This is a genomic window from Agrococcus sp. ARC_14 (assembly GCF_022436485.1).
GTDB lineage: Bacteria > Actinomycetota > Actinomycetes > Actinomycetales > Microbacteriaceae > Agrococcus.
Genome location: NZ_JAKUDO010000001.1, coordinates 2,656,649 through 2,680,837, shown reverse-complemented (window position 1 = coordinate 2,680,837; position 24,189 = coordinate 2,656,649). Strand labels below are relative to the sequence as shown.

At 70.7% G+C, this 24,189-nt stretch carries 24 protein-coding genes; 16 read left to right on the top strand and 8 right to left on the bottom strand.

The annotated features are described in order from the left end of the window. The first annotated feature begins 7 nt into the window (after positions 1-7). Together MKD51_RS13175 and MKD51_RS13170 are read left to right on the top strand one after the other, a co-directional pair. Positions 8-952 (top strand): hypothetical protein, encoded by a 945-nt coding sequence (locus tag MKD51_RS13175; protein WP_240240753.1) that lies wholly within the window; start codon positions 8-10, stop codon positions 950-952. Positions 953-1,078: 126 nt separating this feature from the next. Further along, the gene (locus MKD51_RS13170; protein ID WP_240240752.1) at positions 1,079-1,534 is read left to right on the top strand and encodes a GNAT family N-acetyltransferase; all 456 of its coding nucleotides are present in this window, start codon (positions 1,079-1,081) and stop codon (positions 1,532-1,534) included. A 214-nt stretch (positions 1,535-1,748) separates the two neighbouring features. Here the strand turns inward: MKD51_RS13170 and MKD51_RS13165 are convergent, their stop codons facing one another. The 3 genes from MKD51_RS13165 to MKD51_RS13155 form a co-directional block, all read right to left on the bottom strand. Next, entirely contained in the window at positions 1,749-2,678 is a 930-nt protein-coding gene (locus tag MKD51_RS13165) for an ornithine cyclodeaminase family protein (RefSeq protein WP_240240751.1), read from the bottom strand. Continuing rightward, positions 2,675-4,042, bottom strand: coding sequence for an MFS transporter (locus tag MKD51_RS13160; RefSeq protein WP_240240750.1), 1,368 nt, complete (start codon positions 4,040-4,042; stop codon positions 2,675-2,677). Before MKD51_RS13160 ends, MKD51_RS13165 begins: the two co-directional genes overlap by 4 nt. Before the next feature lie 144 nt (positions 4,043-4,186). Continuing rightward, positions 4,187-4,870 carry a GntR family transcriptional regulator gene (locus MKD51_RS13155; RefSeq protein WP_240240749.1) on the bottom strand — a complete coding sequence of 228 codons (684 nt, stop codon included), beginning with the start codon at positions 4,868-4,870 and terminating at the stop codon, positions 4,187-4,189. A gap of 131 nt (positions 4,871-5,001) precedes the next feature. Here MKD51_RS13155 and MKD51_RS13150 point away from each other — a divergent pair, with 131 nt between their 5' ends. Then, positions 5,002-5,475: a cupin domain-containing protein gene (locus MKD51_RS13150; protein ID WP_240240748.1), complete on the top strand. Its 474-nt coding sequence runs from the start codon at positions 5,002-5,004 to the stop codon at positions 5,473-5,475. An 87-nt stretch (positions 5,476-5,562) separates the two neighbouring features. Here the strand turns inward: MKD51_RS13150 and MKD51_RS13145 are convergent, their stop codons facing one another. Further along, positions 5,563-6,069 (bottom strand): hypothetical protein, encoded by a 507-nt coding sequence (locus MKD51_RS13145; protein WP_240240747.1) that lies wholly within the window; start codon positions 6,067-6,069, stop codon positions 5,563-5,565. 212 nt (positions 6,070-6,281) lie between these two features. Here MKD51_RS13145 and MKD51_RS13140 point away from each other — a divergent pair, with 212 nt between their 5' ends. Next, entirely contained in the window at positions 6,282-8,030 is a 1,749-nt protein-coding gene (locus MKD51_RS13140) for a DEAD/DEAH box helicase (RefSeq protein WP_240240958.1), read from the top strand. 47 nt (positions 8,031-8,077) lie between these two features. On the opposite strand, the gene MKD51_RS13135 is transcribed toward MKD51_RS13140, so the two are convergent. Next, positions 8,078-8,701: a hypothetical protein gene (locus tag MKD51_RS13135; RefSeq protein ID WP_240240746.1), complete on the bottom strand. Its 624-nt coding sequence runs from the start codon at positions 8,699-8,701 to the stop codon at positions 8,078-8,080. Positions 8,702-8,875: 174 nt separating this feature from the next. On the opposite strand from MKD51_RS13135, the gene MKD51_RS13130 reads away from it, so the two are divergent. Then, positions 8,876-9,652, top strand: coding sequence for a hypothetical protein (locus MKD51_RS13130; RefSeq protein WP_240240745.1), 777 nt, complete (start codon positions 8,876-8,878; stop codon positions 9,650-9,652). Positions 9,653-9,667: 15 nt separating this feature from the next. Then, positions 9,668-10,330: a sortase gene (locus tag MKD51_RS13125; RefSeq protein ID WP_240240744.1), complete on the top strand. Its 663-nt coding sequence runs from the start codon at positions 9,668-9,670 to the stop codon at positions 10,328-10,330. A 4-nt stretch (positions 10,331-10,334) separates the two neighbouring features. On the opposite strand, the gene MKD51_RS13120 is transcribed toward MKD51_RS13125, so the two are convergent. Further along, on the bottom strand, positions 10,335-11,078 hold the full coding sequence (locus tag MKD51_RS13120; protein WP_240240743.1) for a hypothetical protein: 744 nt from the start codon (positions 11,076-11,078) through the stop codon (positions 10,335-10,337). A gap of 5 nt (positions 11,079-11,083) precedes the next feature. After that, positions 11,084-11,701 carry a hypothetical protein gene (locus MKD51_RS13115; protein ID WP_240240742.1) on the bottom strand — a complete coding sequence of 206 codons (618 nt, stop codon included), beginning with the start codon at positions 11,699-11,701 and terminating at the stop codon, positions 11,084-11,086. Between the two features lie 211 nt (positions 11,702-11,912). Here MKD51_RS13115 and MKD51_RS13110 point away from each other — a divergent pair, with 211 nt between their 5' ends. Next, positions 11,913-13,418 (top strand): MmgE/PrpD family protein, encoded by a 1,506-nt coding sequence (locus tag MKD51_RS13110; RefSeq protein ID WP_240240741.1) that lies wholly within the window; start codon positions 11,913-11,915, stop codon positions 13,416-13,418. Then, positions 13,419-14,333: a methylisocitrate lyase gene (gene prpB / locus MKD51_RS13105; protein ID WP_240240740.1), complete on the top strand. Its 915-nt coding sequence runs from the start codon at positions 13,419-13,421 to the stop codon at positions 14,331-14,333. A gap of 32 nt (positions 14,334-14,365) precedes the next feature. Here the strand turns inward: prpB and MKD51_RS13100 are convergent, their stop codons facing one another. Continuing rightward, positions 14,366-15,415 (bottom strand): Lrp/AsnC family transcriptional regulator, encoded by a 1,050-nt coding sequence (locus MKD51_RS13100; RefSeq protein ID WP_240240739.1) that lies wholly within the window; start codon positions 15,413-15,415, stop codon positions 14,366-14,368. Positions 15,416-15,582: 167 nt separating this feature from the next. Between MKD51_RS13100 and MKD51_RS13095 the strand changes: the two genes are divergently transcribed. The 8 genes from MKD51_RS13095 (at position 15,583) to MKD51_RS13060 (ending at position 24,085) form a co-directional block, all read left to right on the top strand. After that, entirely contained in the window at positions 15,583-16,512 is a 930-nt protein-coding gene (locus tag MKD51_RS13095) for a polysaccharide deacetylase (protein WP_240240738.1), read from the top strand. An 11-nt stretch (positions 16,513-16,523) separates the two neighbouring features. After that, complete coding sequence (locus tag MKD51_RS13090) at positions 16,524-17,831, top strand: MFS transporter (RefSeq protein ID WP_240240737.1); 1,308 nt, start codon at positions 16,524-16,526, stop codon at positions 17,829-17,831. Next, complete coding sequence (locus MKD51_RS13085; RefSeq protein ID WP_240240736.1) at positions 17,831-18,616, top strand: SDR family oxidoreductase; 786 nt, start codon at positions 17,831-17,833, stop codon at positions 18,614-18,616. The genes MKD51_RS13090 and MKD51_RS13085 overlap by 1 nt, the downstream gene beginning before the upstream one ends. Beyond that, positions 18,613-19,620 (top strand): 2-dehydropantoate 2-reductase, encoded by a 1,008-nt coding sequence (locus MKD51_RS13080; RefSeq protein WP_240240735.1) that lies wholly within the window; start codon positions 18,613-18,615, stop codon positions 19,618-19,620. Before MKD51_RS13085 ends, MKD51_RS13080 begins: the two co-directional genes overlap by 4 nt. After that, on the top strand, positions 19,617-20,783 hold the full coding sequence (locus tag MKD51_RS13075; protein WP_240240734.1) for a M20/M25/M40 family metallo-hydrolase: 1,167 nt from the start codon (positions 19,617-19,619) through the stop codon (positions 20,781-20,783). Before MKD51_RS13080 ends, MKD51_RS13075 begins: the two co-directional genes overlap by 4 nt. Positions 20,784-20,910: 127 nt before the next feature. Next, positions 20,911-21,993: an oxidoreductase gene (locus MKD51_RS13070; RefSeq protein ID WP_240240733.1), complete on the top strand. Its 1,083-nt coding sequence runs from the start codon at positions 20,911-20,913 to the stop codon at positions 21,991-21,993. Between the two features lie 165 nt (positions 21,994-22,158). Next, complete coding sequence (locus tag MKD51_RS13065) at positions 22,159-23,322, top strand: acyl-CoA dehydrogenase family protein (protein ID WP_240240732.1); 1,164 nt, start codon at positions 22,159-22,161, stop codon at positions 23,320-23,322. Between the two features lie 244 nt (positions 23,323-23,566). Continuing rightward, complete coding sequence (locus tag MKD51_RS13060; RefSeq protein ID WP_240240731.1) at positions 23,567-24,085, top strand: hypothetical protein; 519 nt, start codon at positions 23,567-23,569, stop codon at positions 24,083-24,085. Positions 24,086-24,189 lie beyond the last annotated feature (104 nt).

Below are 24,189 nucleotides of genomic sequence, written 5' to 3'. Positions count from 1 at the left end.
CCGCGCCATGGAGACGGCGGAGGACGGCGCGCAGGTGCTTCGGGCGAAGGTGATCGCAGGGTCGGCGCCCGGGCTTCGGCCCGAGCGCGACGCACGGCTGACCCGCGTGCGGCACGGCATCTACGTCGCGACCACCGATCTCGCTGCCGACGATCGGGACGCCGCGTATCTGCTGCGCATCCAGGCCGTGCACGCCACCCGACCGCGCGCAGTCTTCGCCCGGGAGTCCGCACTCGCGCTGCATGGTGTGCCCTACGGCTTGGAGCCTGCAGCGGTCTACACGACCGGCGACCGGCGAACCGCGGGGACGAAGGCCGGGGTCGTGCATGCGCAGGTCCTGCTCGATCCGCGAGACCGCGACGCGGTCGGCAACAAGGCCGTGTGCACGCTGGCATATGCGCTCGCCGACGTCGCGCGCCGGTGCAGCGTGCTGGATGCGGTGTCGGCGATCGACGACGCGCTCCACGCCGGGAGGGTGACGAAGCAGCAGATCTTGGATGCGCTCGGTCGACAGAGCAGGCGCAATCGCTCGAGGGCGGAGTGGGCGATCACATTCGCGGACGGTGCCGCAGAGTCGGTCGGCGAGTCGTGGAGTCGGGTGCGAGCCTTCCAGCTGGGCTTCGCTGCGCCGGAGCTCCAGGTGTGGGTGACCGGCCGGAGCGGCGAGCGCCACCGGGTCGACATGCGGTGGGTGATCGCGGGTGGCCGCCCTGTGTACGGAGAGTTCGACGGCCTGATGAAGTACGGCGAGCTCGCCAACCGAGCCGGGAAGTCTGGCGTGCAGGCGCTCGCGATCGAGAAGGCGCGCGACGACGACCTGCTCTCCAGCGGAGATCCCGCGCATTGGGTCTGGGCGGATGTGCTGGAGCCGGCGCGTCTGGAGCGCATCCTGCTCCACCACCGCGTGCCACGGGTCCGCCCCCGGGTGCTCGACCTGTCCCGGGCGGCGTGATCGCCAGCCCGACGACCTGATGCACCGATCTCGACCTGGTGCACCAGGTCGAACAAGTCGAATCGGGTCGGCGACGCCGACTGGCTCGACTGCGCGCACTGCGGAGTGCGCGACTAGCGTGGGCGCATGAGCGAGATCAGCGTGCGGGCAGTGGTGGCGGAGGATCGGCAGCGGTGGGAGGAGCTCTTCCACGGCTACCGCACGTTCTACAAGAACCCGCACGATGACGCCGTCGCCGACCGCGTGTGGAGCTGGCTGCTCGACGCCGCGCACCAGAGCGAGGGACTCATCGCAGAGCTCGACGGCGAGATCGTCGGCTTCGCGCACTGGCGACGCTTCGCGCGGCCTTCCATCGGGCAGACCGGCATCTACCTCGACGACCTGTTCGCCGACCCCGCCGTGCGCGGCCGCGGCGTCGGTGCGGCGCTGATCGCGCGGCTGCAGCAGATCGCCGCGACGGAGGGTGCCTCGGTGGTGCGCTGGATCACGGCCGACGACAACGCCACCGCCCAGCGCCTCTACGACCGCGTCGCAACGAAGACGCGGTGGCTCACCTACGACGCAGCACCGACTGCTGGCTGACCAACGGCCGGCCGACTGCAAGCGCTCGCTGACCGACCGCTGACTGACTTCGAGCGCCGGCTGACTGCGACCGCTGGCTGACTGCGAGCGTTGGCCGACTGCGATCGTCGGCCGACTGGGAGCGCCGTATGTCTGCGAGCGCTGGCTGCCTGACCGACCGCTGACCCTCTCGTCCGCCGGCCGCCCCCAGCCGCACGCCGAGCGACATCCGGCTTCAGCGCTCGACGACGCCGATCGCCACCGCGAGGTCCTGCCACGACATGCCGGTGCCCTTGAACACGTTCGGCCGGTCGGTCGCACGCGTCACCTCACCGCGGGCGAGCGCATCGATGCCGACGAGGGCGGATGCGTCGAGGACGCCGGCGTCGACCGCCTGGATGACGTCGCCCGCCTCTCGCAGCGCGGCACCGGCCTCCTCGACCACCACGAGCGAGCGGCCCATCAGCCGCTCGTCGAGCTCGCGACGACCCGGCTCGTGCGAGCCCATCGCGACGACGCAGGCCCCGTCGCGCACGAGCGTGCCGTCGAAGAGCGGATGCTCTGCAGACGTCGCGCACACGACGATGTCGGCTTCAGCGACATCCGCTGCTCGTCCTGGCTCGGCCGCGATGCCACGCCCGCGCAGCTCGGCGCAGGCCGCGTCGACCTTGGATGGGCTCCGCCCGACGATGCGGATGCTCGACAGCGTCCGCACATCGGCCATCGCGATCGCGTGCTCGATGGCCTGAGGGCCGGTGCCGAAGACGACCAGGCGCTCCGCGTCTGGAGCCGCAAGCCCGTCGACCGCGACCGCCGAGACCGCGGGCGTGCGCAGCGCGGTGAGGCTCACGCCGTCGATGATCGCCACCGTGCTCAGCGTCTCGGTGTCGAGCAGCAGATAGGTCGCCTGGATCCTCGGCAGTCCGCGCTCCGGGTTGCCCGGCGCCACCGAGGCGATCTTGACGCCCGTCCACGCGCCGATCGTCGACGGCATCAGCAGCAGGTGACCGTCGCCAGCAGCGATGTTGCTGCGGGGCGAGTCGTCCGCCGGTGAGAAGCCTGACGTCAACGCTCTGGCGACCAGCTCCCGCGCACGCCGCGGCGTGATCCGCTCGCGCACAGCCGCTGCGCTGAAGGCCGTGGGGCCCTGGCCTGCGCCGCTCATGCCGAAGCCCCTTCCTTGCGCTCGGCGGCCATGACGGAGCCGTCGTCGAGGCCACGAGCGGCGAGCAGCTGCGTCTCGCGCCTGGTCGCCATGGGGGAGAGCGAGACCGCGACGATCGAGATGACGGCGACGGCGGCGATGTACACCGCGATCGGCACCCACGAACCGCCGAAGGCCGTGAGCAGCCACGTCGCAAGCAGCGGTGCGGTGCCGCCAGCCAGCGCGGCGCCGATCTGGTAGCCGAGCGTGATGCCGGTGTAGCGGACGCGGGTGGAGAAGATCTCCGACATGAGCGTGCCGAGCGTCGCGGTGACGGGCGGCCACACGACGCCGAGGCCGATGACGACGGCCGCGTACACACCCCAGTCCATGCCGATGTCGAGGAGCAGGAAGAACGGCGCCGCGAACAGGGCGATGAGCATCGCGCCCAGCAGGAACACGCGTCGGCGACCGATGCGGTCCGAGAGCGCACCCATCGCGAGGATCGCGATCGTGCTCACGAAGGCTCCGGCGCTGACCGCGTTGAGCACCGTCGAGCGCTCGAAGTCGAGCGCGCCGGTGGCGTAGCTGACCACGAAGGTCGCGAAGATGTAGAACGGCGCCGTCTCGACGAACTTCGCGCCGATGGCGACGAGCACCGAGCGCCAGTGGTCGCGGAGCGTCTCTGCGAGAGGGAGCTTCGCGACGTTCCCGGAGTCCTTCGCCTTCTGGAAGTCGGGCGTCTCGGCGAGGCCCTTGCGGATCCAGAGGCCGACGAACACGAGCACGACGCTCGCGATGAACGGCAGGCGCCAGCCCCAGGCATCGAAGGCGTCGGTCGGCAGCAGGCTCACGAGCGCGAATGCCAGCGTGGAGAGCAGCATGCCGATCGTGATGCCCGTCTGCGGCACAGAGCCGAAGAAGCCTCGGCGCTCCTTCGGGGCGTATTCGTAGGCGAGCAGCAGCGCGCCGCCCCACTCGCCACCGATCGCGAGGCCCTGGATGATGCGACAGAGCATGAGGAGGATCGGTGCCAGCACGCCGACCTGGTCGAACGTCGGCAGCAGGCCGATCGCGACCGTCGCCCCGCCCATGAGCGAGAGCGTGATGACCAGCGTCTTCTTGCGCCCGATGCGGTCGCCGATGTGTGAGAAGACGATGCCGCCGAAAGGCCGGATGAAGAACGTGAGCGACAGCGACACGTACGAGAGCATCAGCGAGAGCGCGGGGTCCTCTGTGGGGAAGAACTGCTTGTCGAAGATCAGCGCGGCCGCCGTCGCGAAGAGGAAGAAGTCGAACCATTCGATCGCGCTGCCGCTGAGGCTGCCGATCAGCACACGGCGATTGGTCGCCCGGGTGGGGGCGGATGCGGTGGTGGTGGCCATCGGAAGGGGCTCCTCGTCGTCGTTGACTGCGCGCGGCGTCGGGCTCGGCGCAGCTGCAACAGTACAACGTACAATTGCACTCTCCTGCAACCGCGAGATTGCGCGGATGTTGCGGGTTGGTTGCGTCGTTTGCGTCGAGCGGGTCTAGTGCTCGGGCTTGCCGGCCCAGACCCCGCGCACGTGGCCGAGGTGGGCTGCCATGAGCGCCGCAGCGCCGTGCGCGTCTCGCGCGTCGATCAGGTCGAGCAGCTGCGCGTGCTCTGCAGCGGTCTGCACGAGCCGGCCCTCCCGGTGCAGGTGCTGCAGCGCCGAGAGCCTCGACAGCCCTCGCAGCCGGCGCGCCTCCTGCACGATCAGGCGGTTGCCCGCGATCGCCAGCAGACTGAGGTGGAATGCGTTGTCGGCGGTGATGAACTCCCGCAGCAGCCCTTCGGCCGCCGTGCGCTCGAGCTCATCGGCGAGCGGACGCAGCGCCGCCACCTGCTCCGGCGTCGCGAGGCTCGCGACCCGCTCGATGGTCGGCACCTCGATGAGGGCACGCAGCTCGACGATCTCGTCCAGATCCTGGTCGCTGATCTGCACGACGCGATAGCCGCGATTGCGGATCGCCTCGACGTGCCCCTCCTTGACCAGATCGATCATCGCCTCACGCACGGGGGTCGCCGACACCCCGAGCATCTGCGCGAGGGCGGGCGCGGAGTAGACGGTGCCCGGCTCCATCGTGCCGGCGACCATCGCCTCTCGCAGCGCCTCGGTGACCCGAGCACGGATGCTCGCATGCGCGACGAGCGAGGGAACGACGGGATCCAGCCCCGAGACGTTCGTCATGCGCGCCTCCTGTGGTCGCCGATCTCCTGCCCAGCGTAATGCGGGGTCGGCGCGACACCGACGTCGCCCCCACCGCCGATCGGAGCGCTCCCTTGCTGGCGCTCCCCAGGTCGAGCGGGCATGATCCAGTCATGGAGATCCACGACAACGGTCCGCAGCGCAACGCGTTCGACATCGAGACCGCGACGCGCGAGAACACCAACTACCGCACGGTCGCCTGGAGCGGCGAGCACCTGCAGGTGACGCTCATGTCGATCGAGCCCGGCTCATCGATCGGCCTCGAGGTGCACAAGGGCACCGACCAGTTCCTCCGGCTCGACGCCGGCCAGGGGCGCGTCGTCATGGGCCCGTCGAAGGACGACCTGCCGTTCGAGCAGGACGTCATCGACGGCTGGAGCATCCAGGTGCCCGCCGGCACCTGGCATGACGTCATCAACACCGGCGACCAGCCGATGCGGCTCTACGCGATCTACGCCCCCACGCACCACGCCGCCGGCATCGTGCAGGCGACCCCCGCCGACGCCGAAGCCGACGAAGAGGCCGGCCGCGACGAGCCGCCGGCGTGGGCCGAGGAGATCGACACGAAGGGCGAGGAGAAGGCCTGAGCTCCCCGCAGCAAGCGCGACGCCCGCCGGATCACCGGCGGGCGTCGTCGCGTTCGGGGGTCGGATGCGTCCCGGCAGTCGGATGCGTCAGGTGCGCTGGCTGCCGTCGACGGCGCCGCCCTCCGGGGCAGCATCGACATCCGTCTCCGCCGCAGGCGTCGCCAGGTCGGGGTCTGCGCCGATCACGGTCGCGCCGTCCTGCGGCGCAGCGCCCACGGCGCCAGCAGCGCCCGTCGCGGCAGCAGCGCCAGCGCCAGCGCGCGCGGCCACCGGGTCGTCAGAGTCGTCGGTGTCGCCGTCGAAGGGGTTGTCGCCGATGAGCGGCGGCAGCTCCTCGCCGTGCTCGCCACGGCGCTCGAGGACGAAGATCGCGCTGAACATCGTGATGATCGCCAGGCCGACGAAGGCCCAGCCGAGGATGCTGTTCGCGATCAGACCCATCGGGTCGGTGACGCGCGTGTAGCTGAGGATCGCCAGCAGCGCGCCGACGGCGACCAGCACGCAGGTCGTCACGACGAACCACGTGGGCCGGGTGCGGCGCGTCGCGATGATGGCGCCGAGGACCAGTGCTGCGAGACCGAGCAGGTAGTGCATGCGGTCAGCCTAGGCGCACGCTGCGCAAAGCGCACCGAACGACGTGCGTGGCGCATCCACAGCGCGACACGCGCAGGCCCGTCCCGTTGGCGCCCGCACCTACGATGGAGCGAGTGACCAGCCAGACCGCCCAGCCGCATGCCTTCGGGCAGCCGGGCACTGGCCGACCCCCGAGCGGCCCCGCCGACGTCGCCCCCGCAGGGCACCCCGGCATCGGCAGCTGGGCCGCCGATCACCTCTCGCCCGCCTACCCCGAGCGCGCCGCCTGGGGCACCGCGCAGCCGCTGCGCGCCTGGCAGCAGGAGGCGCTCGAGCAGTACTTCCGCACCGAGCCGCGCGACTTCCTCGCCGCTGCCACGCCGGGCGCCGGCAAGACCACCTTCGCGCTCCGCCTCGCCTCCGAGCTGCTGCGTCGCGGTGCCGTGCACCGCATCACGGTCGTGGCCCCCACCGAGCACCTCAAGCAGCAGTGGGCCGACGCCGCCCACCGCGCCGGCATCCGCCTCGACCCCGACTTCGCCAACGGCGACGGCGACTACCCCCGGCAGTACCACGGCGTCGTCGTGACGTACGCGCAGGTCGCGGCCCGCGCATCCGTGCACGAGCGCATCACACGCTCCGCGGCCAGCCTCGTCATCCTCGACGAGGTGCACCACGCCGGCGATGCCCTCAGCTGGGGCGAGGCTGTGCTCGAGGCGTTCGGCCCCGCGACCCGCCGTCTCTCGCTCACGGGCACGCCCTTCCGCAGCGACACCTCGCCCATCCCGTTCGTCGAGTACATCCGCAACGAGCGCGGCATCCGTCTCTCCAGCACCGACTACGCCTACGGCTACGACGCGGCGCTGCGCGACAACGTCGTGCGCCCGGTGGTGTTCATGGCCTACGCCGGCACCATGCAGTGGCGCACGTCGATGGGCGACGAGATGAAGGCCACGCTCGGCCACGGCGACACGAAGGACATCACGAACGGCGCATGGCGCACGGCCCTCGACCCGGGCGGGGAGTGGATCCAGCAGGTGCTGCGCTCGGCAGACGTGCGCCTCACGCACGTGCGGCAGACGGTGCCGGATGCGGGCGGTCTCGTGGTCGCGACCGACCAGGCCCAGGCGAGGCAGTACGCACAGCTGCTGCGCGGCATCTCGGGGGAGGAGCCGACCGTCGTGCTCTCCGACGACGCGGGCGCCTCGGATCGGATCACCAAGTTCGCAGAGAGCGAGGCACGGTGGATGGTCGCCGTGCGCATGGTCTCGGAGGGTGTCGACGTGCCGCGGCTGGCGGTGGGCGTCTATGCCACGAGCTCTGCGACGCCGTTGTTCTTCGCGCAGCTGATCGGGCGCTTCGTACGCTCACGGCGCCGCGGCGAGATCGCGACCGTCTTCCTGCCGTCGGTGCCGCCGCTGCTCACGCTCGCTGCCGAGCTCGAGCGGCAGCGCGACCACGCGCTCGACCGCGAGCGCGACGACGACCAGCTGCTCGACGACGACCTCATGGCGGCGGCCGAGCAGGGCGACGGCGAGGGTCGCGAGGCAGCGCCGTTCACCTGGGAGCCGCTCGAGTCGAGCGCCACCTTCGACCGAGTGCTGTTCGGTGACGCAGAGTACGGCCAGCTGGTCGAGCCGTCCTCCGAGGAGGAGCTCGACTTCATCGGCATCCCGGGGCTCCTCGACGCCGAGGATGTCTCCGAACTGCTCAAGCGCCGGCACGCGCGCCAGGCCGCGCGGATCCGAGATCGTCCGCCGGCCGAGGCCGCGCCTGAGCCGCTCTACCGCAACATGCGCGAGGAGCGGCAGCTGCTCAACTCGCTCGTGGCGATCGTCGCGAAGCGGCGCGGCGAGGCGCACGCGCTCGTGCACGCCGAGTCACGTCGCATCTGCGGCGGGCCGCCCGTCGCGCAGGCGTCGATGCAGCAGTTGCGCGACCGCATCCACTACCTCCGCAAGGTGATGGACCGCGGGCGCTGAGCGAGGCCGGCCGAGACCGAGCGGGTCTCCAGCCTCAGCTCCAGCGCTTAGTCGTGCTCGACCCAGCAGCCCAGCACCGCGGTGGCGATCGCGTAGGCAGCCTGATCCTGCGTCATGTCACCGGCGAAGCCCTCCGGCAGGGCGGTCGCATCGACCACCAGCGTCTTGCCGTCGCGCAGGAACGAGACGATGCCCTCGTCGTTCGAGAACGACGGCAGGCCGAGGCCCAGCAGACCGTCGATGTCGTGTGCCCCGACGCTGCTCTGCAGCGCCGCGTAGTGCTCCTCGCCGGCAGCGGGATCCGTCGTGTCGTGCACCGAGAGCACCAGCGGCGCCCCGTCGACGTCGTAGGTGCAGGTGAACATGGGCGCATCCCAGGTCGAGGACGGGACGATCTCCTCGTCGAGCCTGAGGGTCGCGGTGACGGCCGTCACGACTTGGCCGGCACAGATCATGCGCGCGGCGTCGGAGGGCTCCTCGACGTCGGACTGGTGCGAGGCGTGGGCGTCGTCGCCCTCATGGCCCTCGTGCTCGGCTCCAGACATCACGGTGCCGTCCGGCATGGTGTGCGACGGCTCCGGCGCGGGTGCTGCGGGTTCTGCGGCACTGGCGCATCCGGTCAGGAGCATCGCGGCGACGGCGACGGCGCCGATCCAGGTGGTGCGGGTCATGGCATGCATCCGTTCTCTCGCTGTCATGTGCAGTTCGTGGCACCGCGCCGCGCGGATTGGAAAGATTGCGGAGCATGTGTCCCATCTTCCAATCCGCAATGAGGAGGGCGCCGAAGAGCATCACAGGAGGGCACAAAACCTTGCGCCCGAGATCCTTCGGAAGAGGTTCATCTCATGAAGAAGAAAGCAATCCTGTTCGCCGCCCCGATCCTCGGACTCGGGCTCGTCACGATGGGAGCGCTCCCGGCCATGGCCGCGGATGCCGCAGGTTCCTACTCGACGACGCTCGACGAGATCAACAACAGCGGTGCATCTGGCGAGGTCTGGATCGATGTCGAAGGCGACATGGCCACCGTCACGCTGAACGCGACCGGGCTGGCCGCCGAGTTCGATGGCGCCCCCTACCCGCACGTGCAGCACATCCACATCGGTGCACAGGGTCTGTGCCCCAGTGAGGATGCTGACGAGAACGGTGACGGCATCATCAGCACCACCGAGGGCGGCCCGTCCTACGGTGACATCGGCACCACGCTGTCGGTGGGCGATGCTGACAAGAGCCCCGCCGGTGGACTCGACCTGATGGCTGCACCGTCTGGTGACACCATCACGTACGAGGAGACCTTCCAGCTCGACCAGGCCACGCTGGACTCCCTGGCTGGCGACACGGCTGTCGTCGTGGTGCACGGTCTCGACCCGGCAACGCAGCCTGAGGGTGCAACGGAGCCGAGCGACCTGGTTCCCGAGCTGCCGCTTGCGGCAACCTCGCCCGCCCTGTGTGGTGCGCTCGCCATGGCTCCGGCCGGTGGCGTCGACACGGGTGTCGTCTCTGCAGTTGACAACGGCTCGAACGGAGCCGAGCTCGGCTTCGTCGTGCTGGGCGGCAGCCTGCTCGCCGCGATGGCAGCAGCTGGTGTCTACATCGCTCGTCGCCGCACCGCTAGCGACAGCTAAGCCTCAGTCTCTTCGATGAAGCTTCACGGAACGGGCCGTCGTCTCCGCCTCACGGCGGTGGCGGCGGCCCTCCTGCTGTCCCTGACCGCCTGCGGCACGGCCGGTGCCGACACGGAGCCGGCGGCATCGTCCGCCCCCGCCGCCCCGAGCGCGACTGCTGAGCCGGCCCCGCCCGACACGGCTCCGCCGACCGAGACTCCGACCGCCGAGCTGGCGATGGATGCCTCCACACCCGTGAGCGTGCACATCCCCGCCCTCGACCGCACCGCAGACCTCATTGAGACGGGGATGCGCGATGACCGCAGGCTCGAGGTGCCGCCGGACGAAGAGGGTTCCCCGGCCAGCTGGTACACCGGTTCGCCGACGCCCGGCGAGCGGGGCGCATCCGTCCTGCTCGGTCACGTCAACTCGCTCTCGGACGAGAGCGGCGTCTTCTACGACCTCCAGTCGCTCGAGCTCGGGGATGAGGTCAGCGTCACCCGCGAGGACGGCTCGGTCGCGACCTTCGAGATCTACCAGGTCGAGTCGTTCGCGAAGGACGAGTTCCCGACGCGTGCGGTCTACTACCCGGTGACCGGCGCCGAGCTGCGGCTCATCACCTGCGACAACCTCGATGGCTCGACCCCGGACTTCCCGAACAACTTCGTGGTCTTCGCAGAGCTGGTCTCGGTGGCGTAGTCGATCACGACACCCCGAAGTCGACGTGCGTGACGATCACGTCGTCGGCTTCGGCGTGGGTGTGCTCGAGCGCGAGGCCGTCGGTCGCTGACACCGCGTCGCCGACGACGCGGAACATCAGCTTCGCGGCGATCATGCCGTCGTGCCCCATGCGCACGTGCTCGACGTAGTCGCCCTCGCCCTGGGGCAGGTAGCCGTTGGCCTCGGCCCACGCCGCGAGCTCCTCGAGCACGAAGGCCGCGTCGCCGCCCTGCCCCTCGATGACCGCGATCGCGGTCGAGGCCGTCGCCGCCTGGCCGTCGATCGGCATGCGGAACGTCGTCGAGCACACCACCGCGTGCCCCTCGGTGACCTCCTCCGGGTGGAACGCCGTCACCGGCTGCGCCGCCGCCAGCTGCGACTCGTCGTCGCCCGCCCACGTCCAGCCGCTGAGCTCGAACTGCGACAGCACGAACGCGTCGCCGCAGTACATCGGGTCGATGTGACGGCGGTCAGCTGCGTCGGGGCCTGTTGCGGTGGGGTCGGATGCTGCAGGGTCGGATGCGTCGGGCTCTGCGCCCGGGTCGGGTGCGGCACTCGTCGGTGCCGCAGCCGGAGGCGTGCCCGTCGTCTCGGACGGCGCGGCTCCCGAAGGCGCCGCTGGCGAACTGGACGCCTCCGGCGGCGGCGTCAGGCACGAAGTGAGTGCCAGCGGCAGCAGCAGTGCGAGCGCAAGCGCGGCAGCCGTGGGGGAGCGCTTCGAACCCATCGGTCTCATCGCAGGTCGAGGTGCATGATCATCCAGTCGCCCGCCTCGGCGTCGCTCGCCTCGAGCATGAGCGCCTCTTCCCCCACGGCCGGGCCCTCCGCGCCGAACTCGCGCGCGTAGAGGTTCGCGACGAATCGCGTCTCGCTGGCAGCCGCACTGGCAGGCAGCTCCCAGAAGAGCCATGGGCCGCCGCCTGCGCTCGATGTCGCCGTGATCTGCTCATAGCCGGCGCCGCCCGCGAACGACTCCATAGCCGCATCGACGTCGACGCCCGACTCGACCACCGCCACCGATACCGTCCGGGTGCCCGACGGCGTCTCCCACGGCGCGGTGAAGGTGAGCGCGCACGCGACGTCGAGAGCCGCGAGCGCGTCCGCCGGCTCGAAGCCGGCCCGTGCATCGGCCTGCCGCCGTCGGTCGGCAGCGTCCCCCTCGAATCCGTAGCCGCTCGCCGCGATGAAGCCATCGGCGAAACTGTCGTCGCATCGCTCGCTGGATGCGGTTGCGGATGCGGTGGGCTCGGCCGCGACGGTCGGCTCTGCAGCGGTGGACGGGCCGGGCGCGGTGGGCGCAGTCGCGGCCGGCTGGGCGGCACATGCGCTCAGCAGCAGGGCCACTGCCATCAAGGGCAGGGACGCGCGAGCGCGACGTCGCATGGGGCTCCTCTCCGGTCTTCGTTCATTCAACGGGTGGTCGACGCAAAGCACTATCCGCGCGGCGCAACGATTCGGTCACGGACGCGCCCCGCGCATCCGCCCGCCTGACTCGATGACCGGCTCGATGACCGGACCGGCACGGCGGCGGCGCTCAGCGCGCATCGCTAGGCTCGGCACCATGCAGCAGCACGAGGTCAGAGCCCGGAAGAGCGCCGAGAACCTGCCCCGCGAGGAGCAGCTGGCATGGAAGATCGCGCAGGTCGCCGTCGACCCGGTGGAGGTCGACGCGGATGTGGTCGAGATGATCGCGAACCGCATCATCGACAACGCCTCGGTCGCGATCGCCAGCCTGAATCGTGAGCCTGTCGTCTCGGCGCGCGAGCAGGCGCAGCGGCACCCCTACGAGCCGGGCGCTGCGGTCTTCGGTGTCGAGGATCGCGTGAGCCCCGAGTGGGCGGCGTGGGCCAACGGCGTCGCTGTGCGCGAGCTCGACTTCCACGACACGTTCCTGGCTGCCGAGTACTCGCACCCGGGCGACAACATCCCGCCGATCCTCGCGGTCGCGCAGCATGTCGGCTGCGACGGGCACGCGCTCGTGCGCGGCATCGCGACGGGGTATGAGATCCAGGTCGATCTGGTGCGTGCGATCAGCCTGCACAAGCACAAGATCGACCACGTCGCGCACCTCGGCCCGTCGGCGGCGGCCGGCATCGGCACCATGCTGGGCCTGGAGGCCGAGACGATCTTCCAGGCTGTCGGCCAGGCGCTTCACACGACCACGGCGACGCGGCAGTCGCGCAAGGGCGAGATCTCCACGTGGAAGGCGCACGCGCCGGCCTTCGCGGGCAAGATGGCCGTCGAGTCGGTCGACCGTGCCATGCGCGGCCAGACGAGCCCCGTGCCGATCTATGAGGGCGAGGACGGCGTGATCGCCTGGCTGCTCGACGGCTGGGAGGGCGCCTACCAGGTGCCGCTGCCCGCGCCGGGCGAGCCCAAGCGCGGCATCCTCGACACGTACACGAAGGAGCACTCGGCCGAGTACCAGGCGCAGGCGTGGATCGACCTGGCGCGCAAGCTCTCGGCCGAGCGGCCCGAGCTGCGCGACCCCGAGGGCATCGAGTCGATCGTGCTGCACACGAGCCACCACACGCACTACGTGATCGGCTCGGGCGCCAACGATCCGCAGAAGTACGACCCGACGGCCTCGCGCGAGACGCTCGACCACTCCATCCCCTACATCGTCGCGGTCGCGCTGCAGGATGGCGGCTGGCACCACGTCGACTCCTACGCACCCGGGCGTGCGCAGCGGCCCGACACGGTCGAGCTGTGGAACAAGATCACCACGCTCGAGGACCCGGTCTGGACCGAGCGGTACCACGACCCCGACCCCGACAAGAAGGCGTTCGGCGGCCGCATCGTCATCACGCTCGCCACGGGCGAGACGATCGAGGATGAGATCTTCGTGGCGGATGCGCACCCGGCAGGGGCGCGCCCGTTCGGTCGTGCGGAGTACGTGCAGAAGCTGCGCACCCTCGCGCAGGGCATCATCGACGACGCCGAGATCGAGCGCTTCCTGGGCCTGGTCGAGCGACTGCCGGAGCTGACCGTCGACGAGGTGCGGCAGCTCAACGTCGTCGGGCCAGAGGGCACGATCGACGCCGGCACCACGAAGGGCCTGTTCTAGATGCTGTCGACCACCGTCACGCCGAACGAGAAGCGCAAGGCGCTGCGGGCGGGGCTCGCCTCCGGCACCATCCAGCGCTACCCGGGTGCGTTCACGCCGCTGACCGCGCCGCTCATCGAGCAGCTGGGCTTCGAGGGCGTCTACATCTCGGGCGCCGTGATGGCGGCTGAGCTGGGGCTGCCCGACATCGGCCTCACGACCCTCAGCGAGGTGGCCGAGCGCGGCCGGCAGATCTCTCGCATGACGGATCTGCCGACCCTGATCGACGCCGACACGGGCTTCGGCGAGGCGATGAACGTCGCCCGGGCCGTGCACGAGCTCGAGGACGCGGGCGTCTCGGGGCTGCACCTGGAGGACCAGGTCAACCCCAAGCGCTGCGGCCACCTCGACGGCAAGGAGGTCGTCTCCACCGACGTGGCCGCGCAGCGCATCGCCGCCGCAGTCAGTGCGCGCCGCGACAGCGACCTGCTGATCATGGCCCGCACGGACATGCGCGGCGTGCAGGATCTTGCCGCAGCCATCGACCGCGCGAAGGCGCTCGAGGCCGCCGGCGCCGACGCCATCTTCCCCGAGGCGATGGCGACGCTCGAAGAGTTCGCCGCCATCCGCGCCGCCGTGCAGGTGCCGATCCTGGCCAACATGACGGAGTTCGGCAAGAGCGCCCTCTTCACCCATCAGCAGCTGCAGGATGTGGGCGTCAACATCGCCATCCACCCCGTCTCGCTGCTGCGCATCGCCATGGGCGCGATCGAGCGTGAGCTCGGTGCGCTCAAGGAGACAGGCACACTGGACGGCGCCGTCGACCGCATGCAGACGCGCGCGCGGCTCTACGAGCTCAACGACTACGCCGCCTACAACAGCTTCGACGCGAGCGTGTTCGACTTCGAGGTTCCGGGCGGCCACACGGCGCCCTGAGCGCGGAGGCGCGCCCGCGCTTCGACGGCGGCCTACCGCCTGAGGACGTCCTGGGTCGCGGAGCCGAGCCGCATGCCGTCGCGGTCGACCCAGTACCGGCGCACGGTGCGCAGCGCCGTCGCGCTGGAGAGCGACGTCACACCCGGCAGCGCGCCGAGGTCCTGACGCAGGAACTCCGAGAGCGCAGCCGGGCCGGAGAACGAGGCCGCGAGGCTGACCGGCGCTTCGCCCGTCACCGTGCAGAGCAGGCGAATGGCGGGATGCGCGGCCAAGGTCTCGAGCGCGCGGCTGATGTCGCGCGGCCGCACGTCGAGCGATACGAACGCCATCAGGGGAAAGCCGATGAGGCTGGGCTCGATCTCGACACGGCAGGTGACCGCCCCGGTCTGCAGGAGCGTGCGGATCGCACGCGAGGCCGTGGAGGCGGAGACGCCGAGGCGCCGTCCGACCTCTGCAGCCGTGATGCGACCGTTCTCGCCCAGCAGCCGCATCGTCTGGAACTCCAGCTCCGTCAGCTCGGCGAGGCTCGCCAGCGGGGGCTGGTGCTCGACCGCGGCCTCCGCCTCGAGCGCGAGCTGCTGCCGCTGCGGCAGCCGCGGAAAGCGCCAGGCCTGTCCGACCTTCGCGGTCTCGAGGATCATGCGGCTGTCGATGGCGCGAATGCCGGGGATCGCGGGGATACGCTCGACCAGCAGCTCCTGGGGGTCGGAGCCGCGGAGCGGATACAGGTTGGCGTAGATGTCGGTCGAGCCGCTCGTCTGGATCACCGCCTGCACATCCGGGATGCCGAGCAGGGCAGCAGTCACGGCGTGCGACTGCCCGGGGGAGGAGGTGATCCACAGCTCGTACGGATTGCTGGAGACGATCAGGTCCCAGGCGAAGCGCCCGACGACGCGGAGCAGCCGCTCATCCTGCATGCGCGCGATGCGGCGGTTGGCGGTGCTGGTGGGGATGTCGAGGATGCTCGCGAGCGTCGCAGTGGGAACGCGCGGCGCGATGTGCAGGGCGGCGACGATGTCGAGGTCGACATCGTCGAGCAGTCGCGCGTCAGCGGAATCCCGGCGGGTGTGAGAGCGGTGCACCGGGCCAGACTATCCGCGGCAACCGTCATCCTCCATCGCCTTCTGGTGGACTTGCTCACGTAACGCGTTTGTAACGCTGGATATGCCCGATCGGGTTGTGATGAACGACGTTTCTGCTTAGTGTGGCTCCAAGCGTTGCGCAAGCACGTTGATGACGAGGAGCAAAGATGCCGCACGATCAGCAGCCCTGGCAGTGGGACGAGGCCACCTGGAGGGGGCACGTCGAGCACGTACGAGCCGGCGCGTCGCTCATGCACCACGATGTCGCCCGACGCTGGCCAGAGGGCGCGCGGACCGCCGTGCTCATCTCGTTCGACTCCGACCACGAGACGCCTGCACTGCGTGATGGCGAGACCTCGCCTGGTCGAATGGCGCAGGGCGAGTACGGGGCGCGCGGCGCGGTGCCCCGCATCATGCGGTTGCTGCGCGAGCACGAGGTCCGGGCATCGTTCTTCATGCCCGCCGTCTGCGCGCTGCTGCGACCGGACGAGGCACCTGGATACATCGCCGATGGCCACGAGGTCGGCGTGCACGGCTGGATCCACGAGCGCAACACCGCGCTCGGCCGCGACGACGAGCTCGCGCTCATCCAGCGCAGCCTCGACGTGCTCGCATCGCAGACGGGCGTGCGGCCGACGGGTGTGCGGACGCCATCCTGGGACTTCTCGCACTCGAGCCTGAACGTCATCAGGGAGCTCGGCTTCGACTACGACTCCTCGCTCATGGCCGACACCGAGCCCTACGAGCTGCTCGAGGACGGCCGCCCCACGGGCGTGATCGAGATCCCCGTCGAGTGGATCCGCGACGACGCTCCCTACCTGATGATGGATCGCTTCGGAGGCCTCCGGCCGCACATGCCGCCGCGGCAGCTGCTGCAGATCTGGATCGACGAGTACGACGCGGCGCGCGCCGAGGGCGGCATGTTCCAGCTCACGCTGCATCCGCACATCATCGGCCACCGATCGAGGCTGCTCGTGCTCGACGGACTCCTCACGCACATCCGTGACAGCGGCGACGCCTGGATCGGCACGCACGCCGAGCTGGCCTCCCACCTCCGTCCCTTCGTCGGCACCGACGTCACCCTCACCGAATCCTGAGAGAGCAGACCATGAGCACCACCGAGACTGAGGCCGTCCACGCGACACGGCTGAGCAAGAAGGGCCGCAAGGCCATCGTCGCCGGCAGCATCGGGAACGCGGTCGAGTGGGTCGACTGGGCGATCTACACGACGTTCTCCTCGATCTTCGCCCACCACTTCTTCCCGGCAGGCAACGACGCCGCCGCGCTGCTGTCGACGCTCGCGATCTTCGCCGTCGGCTTCATCATGCGGCCGGTCGGCGCCGCCGTCATGGGCGCGTATGCCGACCGCCACGGCCGCAAGAAGGGGCTCGTCCTCACCATCGGCATGATGGCCGCGGCCACGCTCGTGATCGGTCTCGCGCCCTCGTTCGAACAGGTCGGCATCCTCGCCCCCATCATCCTGGTGGTCGCGCGCATGGTGCAGGGCTTCGCGGCAGGCGGCGAGTTCGGATCATCCTCAGCGTTCATCGTCGAGTCGGCCGCGCCCTCGCGGCGCGCGTTCGCGGGCTCGTGGCAGCAGGTCTCGGTCGGGGCCGGCGTCCTGATCGCCTCCGGCATCGGGGCGGTCATCACCTCGACGCTCCCGGAAGAGGCCGTCGACAGCTGGGGCTGGCGGCTCGCGTTCGTGATCGCGGCATCCCTCGGCTTCGTGGGCCTGTGGCTGCGCAGCTCGGTCGAGGACACCGACTCCTTCGAGCTCGCGAAGAACCGGAACGCCGCCAGTGGCGAGCGCCGCAACGCCATGCTGCGCATGTTCCGCGAGCATCCGATGGCGGTGCTGCGCGTGTTCGGCATCACGATCGCCGGCACCCTGCTCTATTACATGTGGGTCAGCTACATGCCCACCTACGCAGCCGTGACGACGGGCATCCCGCTGAACGAGGCGCTGCTCGCGAACGTCATCGCGATGATCGTGTTCCTCGTGCTGCTGCCGTTCGCGGGAATCCTGTCCGACAAGATCGGTCGCAAGCCCACCATGTCGGCGTTCGCCGGCGGCTTCCTGATCTTCGCCTGGCCGGCCTTCCAGATGCTCGACGGGACCTTCTGGATGCTGCTGGTGGTGCAGCTGATCGGCATCGTGCTGCTGCTGGGCTACTCGGCCAACTGCGCCGTCATCATGGCCGAGCAGTTCCCACCGGAGGTGCGGGCGACCGGCATCGGACTGCCGTACGCGCTCGCGGTGGCCCTCTTCGGCGGCACCGCGCCGTACATCACGACGTGGATGGGCACGAACGGCCTGGGCGACTGGGTCTGGCTCTACGCCTCGATCGCAGCAGCGATCGGACTGGCCGTCTACCTGACGATGCCCGAGACCAAGGGCAAGAAGCTCGAATGATGCGACACGTGCTGATCACGGGTGCCGGGAGCGGCATCGGCAGGGCCATCGCACTCGCGTTCGCCGAGCTGGGCGAAGCGCTGACGCTGGTGGATGTGGATGCGGCGTCGCTCGAGCAGACGGCCGACGCCGCTCGTGCGTCGGGCGCACCGAGGTGCGACGTGCTCGTGGTCGACCTGCGCGAGCCCGGGGCGGCCGCGCAGGTGCTGGCATCGACGTGGTCGAGCGGGCCTGTCGACGTGCTCGTCTCCAGCGCTGGTGTCTACCCGGCGACGCCGTTCCTCGAGCTCGACGAGCGTGTGTGGGATCTGGTGCTGGGTGTGAACACACGCGCGCCCGTGCTGCTGACGGTCGAGCTGGCGAAGCGCGCGATCGAGGCGGGGAGGCCCGCGAGCGTCGTCAACATCTCGTCTGGCGCTGCGCTGCGAGCACGCCCCGGGGCCGCGCCGTACTCGACCTCGAAGGCGGCGCTCGAGGCGGCCACCAGGGCTTCTGCGCTGGAGCTGGGCAGGCACGGCATCCGCGTCAACGCCGTTTCTCCGGGGTTCGTCGAGGTGGACAGCGCCGTGAACCCCGTCACGGACGAGTACGCCGATGCCGTGGGCGACACGCCGCTCGGCCGCAGGGGCCGTCCCGCCGACATCGCCAAGGCGGTCGTGTGGCTCGCGAGCAGCGAGGCCGAATGGATCACCGGCGAGGTGCTGCGGGTCGACGGCGGATCGTCGACGGGCGCATGGAACCTGCCGCAGCATTGGAGCGCGATCGACATGGAGGAGCAGGCATGACAACCCAATACACCGTGGTCGGTGCGGGCGCGATCGGTGGCACGCTTGCCGTGCACCTGCACCTTGCCGGCGCTGACGTGCAGCTCGTCGACGCCGATCCCGCGCACGTGGCGGCCATCCGTGCCGGGGGCCTGCGCGTGCGGCACCCCGGGGGCGAGCTCTCTGCAGAGCTGCCCATCTTCACGCCCGATGAGGCGCCCGAGTCGCTCGGCGCTGTGCTGCTGGCGGTGAAGGCGCAGGCGACCGACTCGGTCGCAGCCTGGATCGCCCCGCGGCTGACGCCCGAGGGCTGGGTCGCGTCGTTGCAGAATGGCCTGAACGAAGCCACGATCGCGAGCCACATCGGCGCCGAGCGCACCGTCGCGGCCTTCGTCGACCTCTTCGCTGACGTCATCGAGCCGGGTGTCGTGCTCGACGGCGGCATCGGTGCCATCGCCCTCGGCGAGCACGCGGGTGGTGTGAGCGAGCGCGTGCGCACGCTCGCTCACGACCTGCGGCACTGGGGCGAGCCGATCGTCACCGGCAACGTTCCGGGCTTCCTCTGGTCGAAGCTCGGCTTCGGCGCGATGCTGGTCGCAACCGCGCTCGCAGACGAGGACATGGGCGTGCTCATCGATCGCCATCGCCCCGGCATGCACGCCCTCGTCCGCGAGGTGCTGACGGTCGCGCGCGCCGAGGGCATCGAGCTCGAGTCCTTCGACGGCTTCGAGCCGGACGCCTACCTCGCGGATCCGGCACGCGCCGAGGCCGCGACCGACGGCCTCGCCGCGTGGCTCGCGACACAGACCAAGAAGCGATCGGGCATCTGGCGGGACATCGCCGTGCGCGGTCGCCGCACCGAGGTGCCGACGCAGTACCGGCCGGTGCTCGATACCGCCGGCGGCCACGGCATCGCGACGCCGCTGACACAGTGGCTGATCGAGAAGATCGAGCTGCTGGAGACCGGTCGCATCGCCACGGACGAGGAGCATCTCGTCGAGCTCGATAGAAAGGCGACAGCATGAGCGACATCAGACAACTGGCTGCATCGGCGAGGCAGCACATGGTGGCCGACCTGACCGCGTACATCGAGTGCGAGACGCCATCCGACGACCGAGCGGCCCTCGCGGTCGGCCTCGCGTGGGTGCGCAGCTTCGTCAGCTCGCGGTTGGGCGAGCCCGAGGCCGTCCGCACCGTCGACGGCGGCGAGATGGGCGACATCGCGATCCTCGACTATCCGGCAAGCGCGGGCGGGGATGGCCGCATCGCCATCCTGGCCCACTACGACACGGTCTGGCCGCTCGGCACCCTCGCGAGCTGGCCCGTCGCGATCGAGGGCGACCAGCTCACGGGGCCGGGTGCGTTCGACATGAAGTCCGGTCTGATCCAGGCCGTGTGGGCGATCGACATCGCCCGCCGCGCTGGGCTCCCACTGCCGGCCATTCGGATCGTGCTCAACGGCGACGAAGAGGTCGGCTCGCTCGCCTCGCGTCCCGTGATCGAGCAGGCGGCCGGCGACTGCGACGCGACCCTGGTGTTCGAAGCCAGCGCCGGCGGCATGCTGAAGACCGCACGCAAGGGCGTCGGCATCTTCGAGCTGGTCGTGGGCGGCATCGAGGGCCACGCAGGCCTCGACCCCGACAAGGGCGTGAGCGCCATCCACGAGATCGCCCACGCCGTGCTGCAGCTGCACGCCGCGTCCGACCTCGCCGCGGGTACGACCGTCAACGTCGGGACCATCCGAGGCGGGTCGCGCTCGAACGTCACGGCGGGATCCGCATCCGGCATGGTCGACGTGCGCGTGTCCGACGAGGCTGAGCGAGAGCGCATCGACGGGGTGCTGCGCGGGCTTGCACCGCAGCACCCCGATGCCTCGATCGAGGTGCTGGGCGGTTGGAACCGCCCGGTCATGACCCGCTCGGCCGGGATCGCCGCGTTGTTCGCCCGCGCGAGCGCCTCCGCCGCCGCTGTGGGGGCGACGGTCGAGGAGACCTCGGTCGGCGGCGCGAGCGACGGCAACTTCGTCGCTGCGCTCGGCATCCCGGTGCTCGACGGTCTCGGCGCGGTCGGCGACGGCGCACACGCTCGCCACGAGTGGGTGAGCATCGACGGCATGGTCGAGCGCACCGCCGTGGTCGCGCAGCTGCTCGGCGATCTTGCCAGGCAGCCGTTGCGCGTCGCGCCCTGACCGATCCCGACGTGCGCCCGGCGCGCGTGCACGCGGGATAATTGCACTGCCGGCTCGCACGCCCGCCCCCTCGGCGTCGCGCCGCACCACTCCCATCAGCCAACGCATCCCGAAAGGTCGCTTCGACGTGAGCCTGCTCTTCTCGCCCGTGCAAGTCGGAGACATCGAGGCGCGCAACCGCGCCTGGGTCTCGCCCATGTGTCAGTACTCCTGTGAGCAGCAGGACGGCATCCCGACCGAGTGGCACCACGAGCACCTCGCCTCCTTCGCCCGCGGGGGAGCGGGGCTCGTCATGACCGAGGCGGCCGCCGTCGTGCCCGAGGGGCGCATCTCGCCGCAGGACGTCGGCATCTGGAACGACGCGCAGGCCGAGGCCTGGGCGCCCATCGCCGCGCGCATCCGTGCCCACGGCGCCGTGCCGGCCATCCAGCTCGCGCACGCGGGCCGCAAGGGCTCGACCTACCGCCAGTGGTCGGGCTCCGGCTCGGTGCCCGCCTCGGAGGGCGGCTGGGAGGCGGTGGCGCCGACTGCGGATGCGTTCGGCCGCTTCGCGACGCCGCGTGCGCTGGATCCGGCTGAGGTCGCGGCGCTGCCCGAGCACTTCGCCGTGGCAGCCCGCCGTGCCGTCGCCGCCGGCTTCGAGGTGCTCGAGGTGCACGCGGCCCATGGCTACCTGCTGCACCAGTTCCTGTCACCGCTGTCGAACCACCGGGACGACGAATGGGGAGCGGATGCCGACGGCCTGCGCGTCGAGCTGCTGCGCCAGGTGGTCGCAGCCGTGCGCGCCGCGGCGCCGGACGCCGCCCTCATGGTGCGCCTGAGCGCATCCGACTGGGTCGACGGCGGCATCGACACGGCGATGACGATCGAGCATGTGCGCGTCGCGACCGCTGCGGGCGCCGACTGGTTCGACCTCTCCTCCGGCGGGCTCGACCCGCGGCAGTCGATTCCGCTCGCGCCCGGCTACCAGGTGCCGTTCGCCCGCGCGGTGCGAGCGGCGACCGGCGCGAAGGTGAACGCGGTCGGACTCATCGACGAGCCGGCGCTCGCCGAGCAGGTGCTCGCCGACGGCGGCGCCGACGCGGTCATGCTGGCGCGCCCGTGGCTGCGCAATCCGCACTGGGCGCTCGTGGCAGAGGCCGAGCTCGACGGGGCTCCGGATGCGTCGGTCTGGCCGCCGCAGTACACGCGGGCTCGTCTGCAGGCCTGAGACCGCATCCGCAGCCGCCGCACGCCGGTCGGCGGCCCGGCGTGGCAGTCGGCCATGCCGTACAGTGCAACGGACTGCTCGGCGCGGAGCGAGGCCGGCTGGATCCCGATCGGATCATGGCATCTCGGCGCCCGATGGCGGTTCCCTCGAACCCAAGGAGACCGAATGCCGATCGACCTGTCCACCTATGCGCTCAGCGACGAGGAGCTCGACCTCGCGAGCGCCGTGCGCGATTTCGCCGATAGGGTCGTCGCGCCGGTCTCCTACGAGGCCGACCGCACGAAGACGCTGCCGATGGATGTCGTGGCCCAGATGGGCGAGCTGGGCCTGTTCGGCATCCCCTTCCCGGAGGAGCTGGGCGGACAGGGCGGCGACTACTTCGCCCTCTGCCTGGCGATCGAGGCGCTCGCGCGCGTCGACCAGTCGATCGCGATCACGCTCGAGGCGGGCGTCAGCCTGGGCGCGATGCCGATCTTCCGCTTCGGCACCGACGAGCAGAAGGCCGAGCTGCTGCCGCAGCTGCTCGCGGGTTCGGCGCTCGCGGGCTTCGGCCTGACGGAGCCGGAGGCCGGCTCTGACGCCGGCGCCACGCGCACCACCGCACGCCTCGAGGGCGACGAGTGGGTCATCAACGGCTCGAAGCAGTTCATCACCAACTCGGGCACGCCCATCACGAAGTTCGTGACCGTCACCGCCGTCACTGGCGAGACCGACGGCCGCAAGGAGATCTCCACGATCTTCGTGCCCAACGGCACCCCTGGCTTCACGGTGGAGGCGCCCTACGACAAGGTCGGCTGGCATGCCTCCGACACGCATCCGCTCACCTTCAACGACGCGCGGGTGCCGGCCGCGAACCTGGTCGGCCAGCGTGGCCGCGGCTTCGCCAACTTCCTGCACATCCTCGACGAGGGTCGCATCGCGATCGCGGCGCTCTCGACCGGCGCCGCTGAGGGCTGCCTCGAGGAGGCGATCGACTACGCGCACAAGCGCACGGTCTTCGGCGAGCCGCTCGCGGCGCGGCAGAACGTGCAGTTCGTGATCGCCCGCATGCAGGCGCGCGTGCACACCGCCCGGCTGGCGTGGCACCACGCCGCGCGACTGCGCGACGCGGGCAAGCCCTTCAAGACCGAGGCGGCGCTCGCGAAGCTCACGGCGAGCGATGCCGCGATGGACAACGCGCGCGACGCCACCCAGATCCTGGGCGGCAACGGCTTCATGAACGAGTACGTCTCCGCGCGGCACTTCCGCGACTCGAAGATCCTCGAGATCGGCGAGGGCACGAGCGAGGTGCAGCTGCTCGTGATCGCGCGCGCACTCGGCGTCGCCTGAGTCGCCAACCCCGCCTGAACCTCCCGACCCGCTCGCCCGGGCCCCGTGCCTGGCGAGCGACAGACCGGTACCGAATGGTCGCCAGAGCCGCACGAAGCGGCCATTCGGTACCGGTCTGCGTGCGCCGTGCCATCCGTGAGAGCCCTCTCATGCAGACCTCCTCCCGCCCTCACCTCGGCTGGCGAGAGTAGAGCCAGCACACAGCCCGGGTCGACCGGGGCACAGCACACGCAGGAGGAAGACCATGAACACCAAGTGGATGGCAATCGGCACCGTCGGTGCACTGGGGCTGGGCGCGATCGCGGCCAGCGCGGCAGGCATCGCGAACGCCGTGGAGCTGCGCTCCGCGGACGGCAGCGTCGTCGAGGCGGGCTCGCTGCGCGGCGACATGCTCTCGGGCGGCGCCGTGCAGATCAAGACCGCCGGCGACCACGCCTCGATCATCTCCGCGGTGTCGGCCGCCGACGCTCAGTCGACGGATGCCCCCTCTGCCACGCAGTCGGCCGTGACGCCGGTCTCCGCGAACACGCCCGCATCCGCTGCATCCGCGCCGGCGCAGCAGTCGCAGCCCGCACCGCAGCAGCCGCAGCCGCAGCCGCAGCAGCAGCACTCGGCTGCCAGCGCGCACTCGGCTCCTGCTCCGGCACCCGCCCCCGCCGCCTCGGCTCCGTCGCCCGCTTCGGCGCCGAGCCCGGTGTCGGCGCAATCGCTGGCCTCGGTGCCGTCGGCGCAGTCGGCCGGCTCCGCGGGATCGAACGACTGACCCGCACCGTCACACACGAGATGCCCCGCCTGCACGGCGGGGCATCTCGTCTTCTGCGGGGAGGGGAGCGGATGGAGTTGCGGGCTCAGCCCTTCGGCTCGTCA

Coding starts and splice junctions, on each gene's coding strand:
- MKD51_RS13085 (WP_240240736.1), top strand. CDS start 17,831: ATGCGACACGTGCTGATCACGGGTGCCGGGAGCGGCATCGGCAGGGCC.
- MKD51_RS13095 (WP_240240738.1), top strand. CDS start 15,583: ATGCCGCACGATCAGCAGCCCTGGCAGTGGGACGAGGCCACCTGGAGG.
- MKD51_RS13150 (WP_240240748.1), top strand. CDS start 5,002: ATGGAGATCCACGACAACGGTCCGCAGCGCAACGCGTTCGACATCGAG.
- MKD51_RS13170 (WP_240240752.1), top strand. CDS start 1,079: ATGAGCGAGATCAGCGTGCGGGCAGTGGTGGCGGAGGATCGGCAGCGG.
- MKD51_RS13175 (WP_240240753.1), top strand. CDS start 8: ATGGAGACGGCGGAGGACGGCGCGCAGGTGCTTCGGGCGAAGGTGATC.
- MKD51_RS13125 (WP_240240744.1), top strand. CDS start 9,668: ATGAAGCTTCACGGAACGGGCCGTCGTCTCCGCCTCACGGCGGTGGCG.
- MKD51_RS13115 (WP_240240742.1), bottom strand. CDS start 11,701: ATGGCAGTGGCCCTGCTGCTGAGCGCATGTGCCGCCCAGCCGGCCGCG.
- MKD51_RS13160 (WP_240240750.1), bottom strand. CDS start 4,042: ATGGCCACCACCACCGCATCCGCCCCCACCCGGGCGACCAATCGCCGT.
- MKD51_RS13135 (WP_240240746.1), bottom strand. CDS start 8,701: ATGACCCGCACCACCTGGATCGGCGCCGTCGCCGTCGCCGCGATGCTC.
- MKD51_RS13075 (WP_240240734.1), top strand. CDS start 19,617: ATGAGCGACATCAGACAACTGGCTGCATCGGCGAGGCAGCACATGGTG.
- MKD51_RS13065 (WP_240240732.1), top strand. CDS start 22,159: ATGCCGATCGACCTGTCCACCTATGCGCTCAGCGACGAGGAGCTCGAC.
- prpB (WP_240240740.1), top strand. CDS start 13,419: ATGCTGTCGACCACCGTCACGCCGAACGAGAAGCGCAAGGCGCTGCGG.
- MKD51_RS13130 (WP_240240745.1), top strand. CDS start 8,876: ATGAAGAAGAAAGCAATCCTGTTCGCCGCCCCGATCCTCGGACTCGGG.
- MKD51_RS13080 (WP_240240735.1), top strand. CDS start 18,613: ATGACAACCCAATACACCGTGGTCGGTGCGGGCGCGATCGGTGGCACG.
- MKD51_RS13060 (WP_240240731.1), top strand. CDS start 23,567: ATGAACACCAAGTGGATGGCAATCGGCACCGTCGGTGCACTGGGGCTG.
- MKD51_RS13145 (WP_240240747.1), bottom strand. CDS start 6,069: ATGCACTACCTGCTCGGTCTCGCAGCACTGGTCCTCGGCGCCATCATC.
- MKD51_RS13165 (WP_240240751.1), bottom strand. CDS start 2,678: ATGAGCGGCGCAGGCCAGGGCCCCACGGCCTTCAGCGCAGCGGCTGTG.
- MKD51_RS13090 (WP_240240737.1), top strand. CDS start 16,524: ATGAGCACCACCGAGACTGAGGCCGTCCACGCGACACGGCTGAGCAAG.
- MKD51_RS13110 (WP_240240741.1), top strand. CDS start 11,913: ATGCAGCAGCACGAGGTCAGAGCCCGGAAGAGCGCCGAGAACCTGCCC.
- MKD51_RS13120 (WP_240240743.1), bottom strand. CDS start 11,078: ATGGGTTCGAAGCGCTCCCCCACGGCTGCCGCGCTTGCGCTCGCACTG.
- MKD51_RS13155 (WP_240240749.1), bottom strand. CDS start 4,870: ATGACGAACGTCTCGGGGCTGGATCCCGTCGTTCCCTCGCTCGTCGCG.